This is a genomic window from Spirosoma pollinicola (genome assembly GCF_002831565.1).
Lineage (GTDB): Bacteria > Bacteroidota > Bacteroidia > Cytophagales > Spirosomataceae > Spirosoma > Spirosoma pollinicola.
On the sequence record NZ_CP025096.1, the window covers coordinates 3,676,271 to 3,689,339 of the forward strand.

The 13,069-nt window shown below is 44.7% G+C and carries 17 protein-coding genes; 13 read left to right on the forward strand and 4 right to left on the reverse strand.

The features are described from left to right. The 11 genes from cyoE to CWM47_RS15375 all read left to right on the forward strand — a co-directional run bounded on the left by cyoE (position 1) and on the right by CWM47_RS15375 (position 7,971). Positions 1–879 carry a heme o synthase gene (gene cyoE, locus CWM47_RS15320; protein ID WP_100988973.1) on the forward strand — a complete coding sequence of 293 codons (879 nt, stop codon included), beginning with the start codon at positions 1–3 and terminating at the stop codon, positions 877–879. A gap of 9 nt (positions 880–888) precedes the next feature. Further along, positions 889–1,479, forward strand: coding sequence for a cytochrome c oxidase subunit 3 (locus CWM47_RS15325; protein WP_100988975.1), 591 nt, complete (start codon positions 889–891; stop codon positions 1,477–1,479). 16 nt (positions 1,480–1,495) lie between these two features. Further along, positions 1,496–2,293 (forward strand): cytochrome c oxidase subunit 3, encoded by a 798-nt coding sequence (locus CWM47_RS15330; protein ID WP_100988977.1) that lies wholly within the window; start codon positions 1,496–1,498, stop codon positions 2,291–2,293. 12 nt (positions 2,294–2,305) lie between these two features. Continuing rightward, positions 2,306–2,629, forward strand: coding sequence for a cytochrome C oxidase subunit IV family protein (locus CWM47_RS15335; RefSeq protein WP_100988979.1), 324 nt, complete (start codon positions 2,306–2,308; stop codon positions 2,627–2,629). A 3-nt stretch (positions 2,630–2,632) separates the two neighbouring features. Continuing rightward, complete coding sequence (locus CWM47_RS15340) at positions 2,633–3,343, forward strand: SCO family protein (RefSeq protein WP_100988981.1); 711 nt, start codon at positions 2,633–2,635, stop codon at positions 3,341–3,343. A 10-nt stretch (positions 3,344–3,353) separates the two neighbouring features. Further along, a complete protein-coding gene (locus tag CWM47_RS15345; protein ID WP_100988983.1) occupies positions 3,354–3,896 on the forward strand; it encodes a DUF420 domain-containing protein in 543 nt (180 codons plus the stop codon). A gap of 347 nt (positions 3,897–4,243) precedes the next feature. Continuing rightward, a complete protein-coding gene (locus tag CWM47_RS15355) occupies positions 4,244–4,513 on the forward strand; it encodes a DUF983 domain-containing protein (RefSeq protein WP_240625959.1) in 270 nt (89 codons plus the stop codon). A gap of 110 nt (positions 4,514–4,623) precedes the next feature. Beyond that, on the forward strand, positions 4,624–5,223 hold the full coding sequence (locus CWM47_RS15360) for an RNA polymerase sigma factor (RefSeq protein WP_100988987.1): 600 nt from the start codon (positions 4,624–4,626) through the stop codon (positions 5,221–5,223). Beyond that, the gene (locus CWM47_RS15365; RefSeq protein ID WP_100988989.1) at positions 5,192–6,127 is read left to right on the forward strand and encodes a hypothetical protein; all 936 of its coding nucleotides are present in this window, start codon (positions 5,192–5,194) and stop codon (positions 6,125–6,127) included. The genes CWM47_RS15360 and CWM47_RS15365 overlap by 32 nt, the downstream gene beginning before the upstream one ends. After that, positions 6,124–7,143, forward strand: coding sequence for an outer membrane beta-barrel protein (locus CWM47_RS15370; protein ID WP_100988990.1), 1,020 nt, complete (start codon positions 6,124–6,126; stop codon positions 7,141–7,143). Before CWM47_RS15365 ends, CWM47_RS15370 begins: the two co-directional genes overlap by 4 nt. 3 nt (positions 7,144–7,146) lie before the next feature. Next, positions 7,147–7,971 carry a Rossmann-fold NAD(P)-binding domain-containing protein gene (locus tag CWM47_RS15375; protein WP_100988992.1) on the forward strand — a complete coding sequence of 275 codons (825 nt, stop codon included), beginning with the start codon at positions 7,147–7,149 and terminating at the stop codon, positions 7,969–7,971. Here the strand turns inward: CWM47_RS15375 and CWM47_RS15380 are convergent. Both CWM47_RS15380 and CWM47_RS15385 read right to left on the reverse strand, forming a co-directional pair. Next, the gene (locus tag CWM47_RS15380) at positions 7,966–9,117 is read right to left on the reverse strand and encodes a glycosyltransferase family protein (protein ID WP_100988994.1); all 1,152 of its coding nucleotides are present in this window, start codon (positions 9,115–9,117) and stop codon (positions 7,966–7,968) included. The two genes, CWM47_RS15375 and CWM47_RS15380, sit on opposite strands and share 6 nt — an antisense overlap. Positions 9,118–9,164: 47 nt before the next feature. Next, on the reverse strand, positions 9,165–9,956 hold the full coding sequence (locus CWM47_RS15385) for a UDP-2,3-diacylglucosamine diphosphatase (RefSeq protein ID WP_100988996.1): 792 nt from the start codon (positions 9,954–9,956) through the stop codon (positions 9,165–9,167). A 113-nt stretch (positions 9,957–10,069) separates the two neighbouring features. On the opposite strand from CWM47_RS15385, the gene CWM47_RS15390 reads away from it, so the two are divergent. After that, a complete protein-coding gene (locus tag CWM47_RS15390; protein WP_100988998.1) occupies positions 10,070–10,702 on the forward strand; it encodes an acetyltransferase in 633 nt (210 codons plus the stop codon). 130 nt (positions 10,703–10,832) lie between these two features. On the opposite strand, the gene fcl is transcribed toward CWM47_RS15390, so the two are convergent. Further along, positions 10,833–11,774 carry a GDP-L-fucose synthase gene (fcl, locus tag CWM47_RS15395; RefSeq protein ID WP_100989000.1) on the reverse strand — a complete coding sequence of 314 codons (942 nt, stop codon included), beginning with the start codon at positions 11,772–11,774 and terminating at the stop codon, positions 10,833–10,835. Positions 11,775–11,885: 111 nt separating this feature from the next. After that, positions 11,886–12,212 carry a hypothetical protein gene (locus tag CWM47_RS15400; protein WP_100989002.1) on the reverse strand — a complete coding sequence of 109 codons (327 nt, stop codon included), beginning with the start codon at positions 12,210–12,212 and terminating at the stop codon, positions 11,886–11,888. On the opposite strand from CWM47_RS15400, the gene CWM47_RS15405 reads away from it, so the two are divergent. Beyond that, complete coding sequence (locus tag CWM47_RS15405; RefSeq protein ID WP_100989004.1) at positions 12,211–13,023, forward strand: toxin-antitoxin system YwqK family antitoxin; 813 nt, start codon at positions 12,211–12,213, stop codon at positions 13,021–13,023. The genes CWM47_RS15400 and CWM47_RS15405 overlap by 2 nt on opposite strands. Positions 13,024–13,069 lie beyond the last annotated feature (46 nt).

Here is a 13,069-nt window from a genome sequence, read left to right on the forward strand (position 1 = left end):
ATGGAAAAAGTACTGGCATTAGCTATCATCAACGAAAAAGGAAAAGCATACATTGAATTAATAAAATTAAAGCTCACACTAGCGGTTGTCTTTTCTGGCGTGTTTGGCTACTGTCTTGCCATTGATAACGTGATCTGGTGGAAAATAGCTGTGTTAGCAATTGCGTCGATCAGTATTACAGGAGCTGCAAACATTATAAATCAAATAATAGAGAAGGAGTCTGATAAACTCATGAAACGCACGGCGGTGCGTCCACTGCCTACTGGTCGATTATCGGTAAATGAAGCAGCAGGGTTTGCTTTTATTCTTTTTGGAGTCGGTTGCTTTTTGTTTGTTGAGTTCTTTAATATCCGGGCAGCTGCCTTGGCGGTTTTATCATTGCTATTATATGGCTTTGTTTATACACCGCTAAAACGCAAAGGTCAAATAGCCGTATTCGTTGGGGCTTTACCAGGCGCATTTCCTCCTATGATTGGCTGGGTTGCTGCAACAAATCATTATGGTTGGATACCTGGTATTTTATTCGCCATACAGTTCTTCTGGCAGTTTCCTCACTTTTGGGCAATTGGCTGGCTGGCGTTTGACGAATACAAAAAAGCAGGTATACAAATGATGCCGGGCGATGGTAAAACAGCCAAAACAGCATTTCGTATCATGCTATATACGCTCTTTCTGTTGCCTGTTGGCTGGCTACCATATTTGTTAGGAATGACAGGTATCTTTTCTGCGCTGGTAGCCACAGTTGGCGGAATCTTGTTCCTTGCACAGACGTTTCACTTAATGAGAACATGTACTGATAAAGCAGCTTTGCAAATGATGTATGGATCTTTGCTGTATTTGCCCATCGTACAAATTGTTTATCTACTAGATAAAGTATAACAACAGATCATGAGTGAATTAGTAAATGAAATTTCACTTGTCGAAGAGCCGCAGGAAACGCTCTCGATGAATCCCCGCAAGTTTATCATGTGGTTGTTCATTGTGAGTATTATCATGTTGTTTGCCGCTATGACGAGTGCGTACCTTGTGCGCAGGGCAGAAGGTAACTGGCTGGAATATGATATTCCATCTATTTTTACATATAGCTCAATTGTTATGGTTATCAGTAGCCTGACGATGCACTGGGCATACTTAGCTGCAAAAAAAGATAACTTTAGCAGTCTGAAAATAGCGATAACTATTACTTTTGCACTCGGAGCGGTTTTTTTATACATGCAGTTCCAGGGTTGGGTTGAGTTGGTAAAAGAAAATGTCTATTTCGTTGGTAACCCGGCTGGTTCTTTCATGTACATTTTCACTGGATTACATGGATTTCACCTGATATCGGGTTTAATTGTCTTAGTGTTCGCTCTAGTTGCTGCATTTAAGTTACGGATTCATGGCAAAAGCCTGAATCAACTTGAAATAGCCGCTACTTACTGGCATTTTTTAGACATTTTGTGGTTGTATTTGTTTTTCTTTTTAGTCTATTTTCATTGATAATCCTTTTAGACGCATGGCGGCTACTGTAACACACGATACCCTTACAACCGACTCGGATCAAGTGTTCGACAAGAAAACCTGGATGGGTGGTGTTGAACCCATGAAAGTGAGCTACGGCAAGCTGATGATGTGGTTCTTCCTGATTTCGGATACATTCACTTTCTCAGCTTTGCTGGTAACTTATGGATTGATCCGTTATAGCTATCCTGCCTGGGACCCTGCTGTTTTTGGTGAAGTATTTATGTTCTCGAATCTTTATTGGCCGACACCGGAAATGGTGTATGCATCAGTTCCATTTCTACATGGTATTCACCTGCCATTAATTTTCGTGGGAATTATGACATTCATTCTCATTTTCAGTAGTGTTACAATGGTACTAGCTGTTGAGGCTGGACACCGGATGGACAGGGCCGATGTTGAGAAGTACATGTTATGGACCATTTTAGGCGGTCTGACTTTTTTAGGAAGCCAGGCATGGGAGTGGAGCCACTTTATTCATGGAACAGAAACGGGTACTACAATTAGCGAAATAGTTAATGGCCAAACGATACAGCGAACAATTTTCGGTGCTAACCTGGTCGAAAACCAGTATGGTCCCCCTGCATTTGCCGACTTGTTCTTTTTTATCACAGGTTTCCACGGAACACACGTATTTAGTGGTGTCGTTTTAAACATCCTGATTTTCTATAGAGCCGCAACGGGCTTGTATGAAAAGCGTGGTCACTATGAAATGGTTGAGAAAGTAGGTCTATACTGGCACTTTGTCGATCTTGTTTGGGTATTTGTCTTTACATTCTTCTACCTGGTTTAATTACCTACCATCATGTCTGATCATACGCACGGAACCCACGAGGTTGGCGAAATTCCGCCAGCAAATACAGGCCTTATCTGGCGCACGTTTTTTATACTATCAGCCATAACCGCTGTCGAATTTACACTGGCTTACCTTATGAAAGCTGGGGGTTTCAGAACATCTATATTCGTTCTGATGACATTGGTAAAAGCTTTTTATATCGTTGGTGAGTTTATGCACCTAAAGCACGAGGTGAAAAGTCTGATCTGGGCAATCGTCATTCCCGTAGTGTTTATTTTTTGGTTGCTCACTGCATTGTTAATGGAAGGCGGTTCGATTTTTCAATTAAGATAATTCATGACGGTCAATAGAAAAGCCGGGATCCTGCTCGTTACATTGCTGGTCCCGGCTTTGCTGTACATATTCCTGCGGTTTGCAACGCAGAACCATTTCGTATTACCCCGCTATTTGCCAAAAATAGATTCGACAAGGGGCGAACCATTAATGGGTAAAGTTACCCTTGCCGATGGCAGTGTCATAACTGACACGATTTTTAACCACATACCACCTTTCAAACTAATTGATCAGGACGGCGAAGTGGTTGATCAGTCGATCGTGAAGAATAAAATCTACGTAGCTGATTTTTTCTTTACGCGTTGTGGCACAATCTGCCCCCGCATTGCTTCACAACTATCAAGAGTGCAGGATATATTTAGAAATAAACCTGATCTTGTGTTTCTCTCACATTCCGTCGACCCAGAGCATGACCGGCCGGCGCAACTAAAAGCATATGCTAAAAAGTACGAAGCTATACCCGGTAAGTGGTATTTTCTGACAGGTAGCAAAGCTGACATTTACGATCTGGCCATGCACGGCTATTATTTGCCAACAGTTGATGCCGGAGTAAAGGCAGGCAAGCCTGACGAAACTTTTATTCACAGCGAAAAGTTGGTATTAGTAGACAAAGAAGGCGTTGTGAGAGGGTTTTATGATGGAACCGACAAAGAGGATGTTGATCGGTTAGTGCTCGAAATCAGGGTACTTCTGGATATATACAGTAAAGAATAATTTACAGCTTATGGACACGTTGCAGCCCGCTCAGGAACAGAAAGCCAATCGGGTGATTACCGTTCTCTCTCTGGCTATTCCAATCGCTGTAGCCGTATTATTAGGCATTCGACAGAAAGTTGATTTAGGTAGCTGGACAACTTATTTGCCACACCTGAATGGCATCATCAATTCAATAACGTCAGTTTTGCTGCTTACAGGTTATTACTTTATTCGGCAAAAAAACCTTGTTGCCCACAAACGGACAATGCTGGCTGCGTTTACCTTCGGATCGTTGTTTTTGGTTAGTTATGTACTATATCATTTAACAAACGAATCGACACCATTTGGAGGAACGGGATGGATTCGGCCGGTTTATTATTTCTTGCTGGTATCACACATAGTCTTATCAGTAGTAGTTGTCTGGTTTGTGTTGAGAGCTGTTTACTTTGCGTTGAGCGGGCAGATTGTCCGGCACAAAAAAACAGTGAAATATGCGTTTCCAATCTGGCTATACGTGAGTACTACAGGCGTGATTGTTTATCTACTCATAAAGCCGTATTATATCCATTAACTAGAGCATGATCATGAGAAGTTGGAAAGTGTGGTTATTAGTTTTTGCCCTTATTGGCGTTGCGCCAAACATAATGGCTCAGTGTGCTATGTGCCGGGGAACGGTCGAAAGCACAGTTAGTAACGGACGTAGTATTATAGCGTCTGATTTGAATATTGGTATTGTCTATCTATTAATTATGCCTTATCTACTTGTAGGCTTTATTGCTTACATGTGGTATCGTAATAGTAAACGTGAGTATGGGAAACGTCTCGAAATTGCAGGCCGCGTTAGGAGGGCTTTGTCCTAGATGCAGGCAGGGGAAAATTTTTAGTGGCCCATTCTACTCACCCACCCGTTTTGATGAAATGTTTGAACACTGTCCACAGTGTGGATTGCGGTACGAAGTTGAACCAGGGTATTTTATTGGGGCAATGTATGTTAGTTATGCTATTTCGGGCGGAGTTGCCCTGGTAATGGGGTTTCTAATCTTCTACTTAGGTGGAGATCCGGATGGGTGGATATATGCTTGTTTTATTGCGCCCGTCATGATCTTGATTGCACCAATCAATTTTCGAATATCGCGAGTCATCTGGCTACATTATGTAGCTGGCATTCAATATGTAAAAGGGCTGTAAAAGGCCTTTTTTTTATGCCCACCTGCTATAGAAAATAAAATATATAATTTTTTGTAATCCATGCAACCACCACGCTTTATCTTGCATCTAGTGGGTGAACCTAAACGAATATGCTGCGAATTATACCGTTTTTCACGACAGAGGCTCAACTGATCGTTGCGCTGAAGCGGGGCGAAAGTCGTGCTCACAAGGTCGTTTATGAACGGTTTGCCGGTAAAATGCTGGCCGTATGCACGCGTTATTGTGCCAATCGGGATGATGCGGAAGAGGTAATGCTGGACGGTTTCATGCGCGTCTTTGAAAAGATTGACCAGTTTAGGGAAGATGGCAGTTTTGAGGGGTGGATCAGGCGTATTATGGTTACAGAATCGCTCATGTTTCTTCGAAAAACGAAGCAATGGCGGCAGGAAATGCCCATTGATGAAGCTACTGTTGAACCAGACTACGAATGGGCTGATACCGCAGTAAATGAAAATGATTTATTACGATTAGTGAATCAGTTACCCGATGGCTATCGTACAGTATTTAATCTATATGCAATAGAAGGGTATGCACATGCCGAAATTGCAGATATGTTAGGCATTTCGGAAGGGACCTCAAAATCACAATTGAGCCGTGCCCGAATGATGCTACAGGCAAATTTGAAAAAATTGGAACAGGACTTTCGGACCGTATCCTATGAAAAAACACACAGAAAAACCGCCAATTGACGAGCTGTTCGCCCGTAAACTTGGCAACACGTCGTTACCGCCCAGCGCCGATGGATTTGCCCGATTACAGGCACGTATGGGACAGCAGAAACCAGACGCAAAAATTGTCTTTTGGCGCAATCCTGATGCTCAGCGTTACATGGCTGCTGCGGCTTGCCTGTTGCTCGTTTGTCTGTTTGGCTGGCTTTACTGGCCATCGGCTAACAGTGATAGGGAGCAGGGCCAGGCGCAGGTGGCAACGAATCAAGCTGGTGATAACTCATCAGAAAAGGTAGCTGAAAAACAATCAGACCAACGCCAGTTGGAAGGCTTGAAAACGAAAACTAAAGAGGATACCGAATTCAGTCAGAATTCGGCTAAAGACCAGGTTGCTGTTGCAGAGAAAGAAGCACAGGGAAATGAAGGGGCGAATAGAGCTGTGAAGCGGTCTACGAGTCGCCTTAAAATGATTGAAACTGTCCCAACTCATGTTGGTTCTGTGGTCGCTCAAGTGAAATCAAACGAAGGTAAAGGTCAGAATGAAACAACACTTCCTGTTGCCGTAGCACCGGCTAATCAGCCCAGTACTATACAAACAGAGCAGTTGGCAGATATTAAACCGATAAGTAAACCTGCTCCTGTTTCTGAGCGAGTGCTGGTTGTTACCATTGCCGAACCCGAAGCATTAGTGGCGGCTCGTCAGGTAGCGAAGGTGGCAGTAGAAGAAAAATCGGTGGTTGCTCAAAACGAAAAATCAGAAAAAGAAGCCAAAGGTGGCAGTTTTTGGCAACAGGTTAAACGTATTAAGCAAGGTGACATATTTGCCCGTCAGGACAATGCAACCAATGAAGAGAGTGGTTTACTGGGTCGGGCCTATAGTGGACTGAAACATAACTTAGATAAAGATAAATCAGCAAAACAATGAATCGCCTTTTACGTACAGTTACTACGGTAATTGGATTGCTAGTGGTAACGATTACCCAGGCCAAACCAGTAAGCCCAACAGATTCACTTGTTATTCGGTTTGCCAACCGCACCCGGCTCGTTATTTATGCGCCGGACAAAGCGGGTATACAGGCATTGTCGAACTACGATTTGAATAAAATTGTCCGTGAGATGGGTATGAAACTGGATTCGGTGCCGGGTGGGCAAACGCAAATCTCGCAGGATGGGGGGCGTTACCTAAAAGATACCGTACTCGTCGTTACCAGGCAGAAAGATGGCGTTTCGGTGATTATTAATACTGCAGGTGATACGGTCAGAACCGGATCATCGAAAAAAGATGAAACAGACCGTAATTACGATCGCGCAAGGCATAGGAAGCGTAATGATAACCAAAGCATTGATTACAACCTAAGTATTGGTCTGAACACGCTGATTCAACAGAGTGCTAATCCGGCTTATCCGGAAGATAGTTATAGTCTTCGTCCCATAGGTTCACGCTACATAGCGATGTCTGTAGGCGCTATGCCAACACTCATTCGAGGAAAATACGCGTCGCTGAAGCTGTATTATGGTGTTGAGGTGGCCTGGAATAACTTTATGTTCGAAGGAAATAAAATTGTCGAAAAGACACCTGCCGGTATCGCCTTCGTTGACGCAGGACGTGAGTTACAGAAAAGTAAACTGACCGTTTGTAGCATTGGCATTCCTGTTGTGCCACGAGTAACGTTTTATAATAGCGATGGGCAGAAAGTATGCCACATTGGTTTAGGCGGGTATGTCAACTACCGGCTCGACAGCTATCGGAAAATAAAAGAAGCAGATGGGGGTAAAGACCGTCGGCATTCCGATTATGATCTAAGCAATATACGCTATGGCCTAGTTGCTCACTTAGGTATAAAAAGTTTTAATTTTTTCACCAAATATGACTTGAGCCCGTTGTTTGTGGCTGGTAAAGGTCCTGACGTTAGAACCCTTACCTTTGGGATTGGATTCTAAAGTATGAGTCAGAAAACCATTTCTATTATTGGCTGTGGCTGGTTGGGTATGCCGCTTGCCGTACAGCTTCTGAAAATAGGGTATGCCGTTAAGGGCAGCACGACATCGGTAGAAAAACTAGCTACCTTACGCCAGAAAGGTATTGATGCTTACCAGCTTGCCCTAACTCCTGAACCTGTCGGCGATCTAACAGCACTGTTGAACGCAGACACAGCCCTTATTGATATTCCACCCAAAGCGGGCAAACTGGGTGATGATTTTCACCCAAGTCAAATTGACCATTTGCTCGAAGCCTTACGGAAATCTTCTGTAGAGCACATTATCTACGTCAGTTCAACATCGGTATATCCAGAACTGAGTCGGGTAGTTGTTGAGGAAGACGTGACAAGGCTTGATGAATCGGCTGCACCGGGATTGGTGCAGGCCGAACAACTTACTCAACAGTTTGCCCCAGACCGATCTGTAACGATACTGCGTTGTGGGGGCTTAATGGGCTATGATCGCATTCCGGGCAAATACGTAGCCGGACGAACAGTAGACAGTGGAGCTGTACCGGTTAACTATCTTCATCAAGACGATGCTGTGGGGATACTAACCACGATAATCAGTCAACAGCTAACAGGCACATACAATGCCGTTGCGCCAGCACATCCAACCCGAGAAGCTATTTACCGAAAAAGCTGTGCCGATTTTGGGTATCAACTGCCTACGTTTATCATTCCTGAAAAGCCTGTCCCGTATAAGTCAATTTCGGTAGAGAAATTGGTTCGGGCATCGGGTTATGAGTTTAAGTATCCGGATCCATTGCACTTCCTGTATCGGCTATGACCGCAATAAATGCCGAATACGCGTTCTAAAAAATCCTCCAGACGATGACGGTTTTTGTGTAGAAGAAATCGCCCGATTCAAAGCCGCCAGAAAGATAAAATAGCCTTGCGCATGCCACGCCCGGAATTGCTTGCTGACTTGCGGATCATACTGCGGTATGAAGTCCAGTAACTGGTTAATATCAAATCGGTCAGAAGCAATGCCAACCCCTGCCCGCTCGCTGTCAATAGCGTTACAAGCTTGCTCGTAATGGTTTGATTGGGGAATCATAAGAGCCGGTTTGCCTAGATAGAGCGCTTCACAAACCGATTCGAACCCGGCTGTAGTCACAATAGCTTTGCAACGAGCCATGAAATCCAGGAATCGTTTCCCGTCGATAGCATGGTATGTCAAGGTGTTATCGACAACCTGATCCGGGCCACTTGCGTCCGAATGAAAAGCATGCATTGGCATGTCGGGCCGGTTTTGATGGGCTTTTTCTAATTCAACTTTCAGGCCCGGCTGCGTAACATAAGCTAATAAAAAGTCGCCCGTTGCTGGTTTCAAATCAGTTATTTCCTGGCGGAGTAGTGGAGGGACTATTTTAAGGCGCTTATTTGGTTCATCGGCTTGTTTATCAAAAGAGAGAGCAAGCAATTCGTGTGCTCCAAAGCAGGTTAATCGCGTATTTACTTTAAAAGCCTGCCGATAAAACCATTGCCCCTTTGGGCGTTGAAAATCAGAGTGAAACGCCATATACTGATGGGCAATACAAATCATCGGTACAGAGGGCCGAAGAAGTGCATAGGTCATTCCTCCCAGCATTTCATAAAAGTTAACCACAACATCAGGCCGTAGTGTATCTATATGATCACGAACTTGCCGCAAGCTACGCCAGAAGGGTCGAAAGGCACGAACGGCCGATACGGTCGTCTTGAAGGGTTCGAGGGCATTGGTGCCTGCATTGTATACCAGTCCGGGGCTAAACACAGGGTAAACCGGGGCAGAGAATTTCTCGCTAAAGAAAGATGGGACTGGTCTCTTCCCTGTTACGCCAACAATTGCCCCAGTTACCTCATGACCAGCTATAGTTAGAATTTGCGCCAGCGACAGTGCCTGGGTTAAGTGACCACGACCTTCACCTTGTACCAAAAATAAAACACGCATATTAACTAAGAGTTAGGTTTGTCAAGCGAGATTCTACTAAGTACCAGCTAGTTGACCTGATTTACTGAAAGCCTGGATTCTTCCTCATCCTTTAAATCAGATGTATAAAAAAGCAGGCTCCAGTTTCCATCGTGATCTTCGACCAGCGCACTGAGTGATTCAACCCAATCGCCGGAATTCATGTAGGTGATTCCATCAAATTCGTGAATGGCGGGTTGATGGATGTGGCCACAAATGATGCCGTTGCAGTTGCGGGCACGGGCTAATTCCGTAAGCTTCTGTTCGTAATCGGAAATGTAACTGACAGCCTGCTTTATGCGGGATTTCACCTGTTGAGACAGGGAGTAATAAGGCAGCGCGCGCCAGCTGCGGTATTGGTTGTAAGACTTGTTAATGCCCAGTAACAACGTATACCCGATATCGCCTAAATAGGCAAGCCATTTCATATGCGACGTAATGGAATCAAATACATCGCCGTGAGTGACATAAAACTTTTTTGCGCCTGAACTCAGAATATAATCTTTCTGGATTGTGAAATTTTTACCCACTTTGAGTGGCATGATCTGATCCAGAAAATCATCGTGATTGCCACGCAGATAGATAACTTTGGTATCGTAATGAACGATTTGCTTTAAAACCGTTTTAAAAAAAGCGGTGTGTTTCTTTTTCCAGGTTCCGTACTGCTTTAATTGCCAGCCATCGATGATGTCTCCATTAAGGATTAGTTTCTGACACGAATAGTTACGCAGGAATTCGGTGGCTTCTTTAGCTTTCGCTCCGGTTGTGCCGAGATGGATATCCGACATAACAATTGTGCGAAAATGCGTACTTGATTTCATGAACGAAACTACTAATCAGCCGTTACGCTATGTTTATCAGAATGTTACTAAATTGCCAATAGTATAGAACAGTAGGATTCAAACTTAATATTGACTTAACAAAACCAAGATAGATGGAAAATCCGGTGCTTATTTTTGGAGCAGGTAGCCTTGGCCTGACGGCTCTGGACTTGTTTCAGCGCAACAGTGTAGTGGTGTATGGCTTGTTAGATGATAACAAAGAGTTGCACGGCAAGGAATTTAGCGACGTATCGGTATTGGGTGAAACAGACGACGACGGTTTCCTGAAACTCATCGGTCAGAAATGCGAAGCATTTGTCGCTGTCAGTGATAGTCGTGTTCGGAAGCGACTAATCAAAATGCTGAACGAACGGCGCAAGGTGCAGCCCGTCAATGCCATTCATGATACCGCAACGGTGTCAACTTTAGCCATTCTGGGCCATGGTAACTTGCTGGCTGCCAAGGTTGTTGTGAATCCGTTTGCCGAAATTGGCCAGCACTGCATTATTCAGTCTGGCACTATTGTAGAGACGAAAGCCAGAATTGGCGACTATGTACACATAGGAACCGGATGCCTGATTAACAGCGGGGCAACTGTAGAAGAAGGGGCTTTTATCGGCACGGGCGCAACGATTGTTGCGGGGGTTACTGTTGGTAAAAACGCCCGTGTGGGCGCAGGCTCAGTTGTAGTTGAAAGTGTTGAGGCCGGTACGACTGTATTTGGCAATCCTGCAAAAAAACTGTAGTACGATTTCCTGGTACGTGGTTGTGTCACCGTGCAGGTATTACTTTACAGAGACACTCGGAGTAAAAAGAGATTCACAGAATAGTCCGTGAATCTCTTTTTACTCCGAGTGTCTCTGCGGAACGATGTGATTATTCGATATATAATACCTCGTTTGCCAGAAAGTCCTGATACGTGCGTTCGAGACCGTCCTTTAACTCGGTTGTGTGTTTCCAGCCCATGTCGTGAAGTCTGGATACATCCATCAATTTACGGGGAGTACCGTCGGGTCTCTCCGTGTTCCAGCGTAATTCGCCGGTAAAGCCAACGGTTTCCTGAATCAGTTCGGCAACTTCGCGAATGGTAACGTCTTCGCCGGTTCCAATGTTAACAAAAGGAGCATCGTTGTAAGTCTCCATCAGGAAGAAACACGCAGCAGCTAAATCATCGGCATGCAGAAATTCGCGTTTGGGCGATCCTGTTCCCCAAACCTCCACCGTGGGCTGGTTGTTGATCTTGGCTTCATGAAACTTACGAATCAAGGCTGGCAGCACATGTGAACCTTGAAGGTCGTAATTATCGTTTGGACCATAGAGGTTCGTGGGCATAGCCGAAATAAAGTTACAGCCATACTGACTCCGATAGGCTTCACAGAGCTTAATACCCGTTATTTTAGCGATTGCATAAGGCTCATTTGTCTCTTCCAGATAGCCGCTAAGCAGGTAATCTTCTTTAAGCGGTTGAGGAGCCAGCTTTGGATAAATGCACGACGAGCCTAGAAACAAAAGTTTCTTGACCGATGTCTGATAAGCACTATGAATAATATTTGCCTCAATCATGAGATTATCGTACAGAAACTCGGCACGATAGATGTTATTAGCCAGAATACCACCAACTTTGGCTGCGGCCAGAAAGATATAATCAGGACGCTCCTGTTCGAAAAAGTCGGCTACAGCCGTCTGATTGCGCAGGTCTAATTCCGATGATGTTCGGGTGATAATATTGTCAAAGCCTTCGGCTTGTAGTTTGCGAACGAGGGCTGAACCGACCATGCCCCGGTGTCCGGCAACATAAATACGAGCGTGTTTTTCCACGAGACTTGGGTGTAAACTTAACCGCTGAGAAGATAGACGGTTGAGTGGATAAAATAATTGCGCTTTTCACAGCGTTGCAAAACTAACAAACTTAAGGCACCAATCGTTTGTCTATGCCATGTTTGCATCTAACTTGATACGACGGATTTCAATCTTTTTATTTACTGGACTATTTGCGCTTACCGCACTGGCCCAAACGGCACCAGCTTCGCTGACAACTGCGTCAAAGCCGGTATTAGCTCCATCGGGAGCCGCTCCGTCGATTTTAGACGGCTTTTCGTCTATACCTTCATCGCTTACAACCCTGGGCTTACCAACACCAGCCGCCGTAAAGTCAGCAGTAAAAAAGGAAAAGGAGAGCCTGAGTACACTGGCGTCTCCCGGGTCAGGTACTTCGTCGAGCCCATCGTCACTTACTACCCTCGGCTTGCCAACCATGTCATCTCTGAAAGATCAGAAAGATGCGTATCTGGCAGGCATCATGCCTGATTTAGGGTTGAAAGTAAAACAACTGAAAAAATTAAAGGCCGATCGGAAGAGTAAGAGCAAACTATCAAAAACCGAGTATGAAGGCTTGTCGATGATTAAGGCGTATACAAAAATGGGTAGCGGTGACCGTACCGTTGTAGAAGAATTCTATGTTCTGCGCGACAATGATGCGGCAAAGCCCTTTCCTTATATTCGGGATATTTATCGCTATTACCAGAAGTCATCGCGTGTCACGAGTTCTATTGTTCGTGATGAGGGCACAGGTTTATTGCTGCATGGACCCTATAAACGTTACCAGAACGGCGATCTGGTTGAAGAGGGCAATTATTATGCGGGCATGAAAGACGGACGTTGGGAGAAGTATGACAGCAAGTTTATGCTGACAGACAAAACCCGTTGGCATCGGGGGGTGCCAGCAGAGTCCAGACTTGTATATTATGACTCAACTCATCACAAGATCAAAGAAATTGTTCCTGTAGAATATGGTAAAGTAAAAGGCAACTACATGGCCTTTTATGAAAACGGTTTGCTGGCCGAAGAAGGAAAATACGATAACGGCGTGAAAATAGGCCGCTGGACAGAATACTACCCTGTTAATCCTAATGGACGTCGTATGCGTCGGAAGCTTTCACAATATGCCAGCGATCAATGGGACACCTCCTTCGAGCCCTACACCATTAGTGAGTGGGATGAAAAAGGTAAAATAACCTACGAACGCGCCAAGGAGAAAGTCGTTCAGGACGACGAAACGGAGAATTAGTCAGTAAGTAGCTGTTGCACAAGCGATACCTGATGCGCCAGCCACT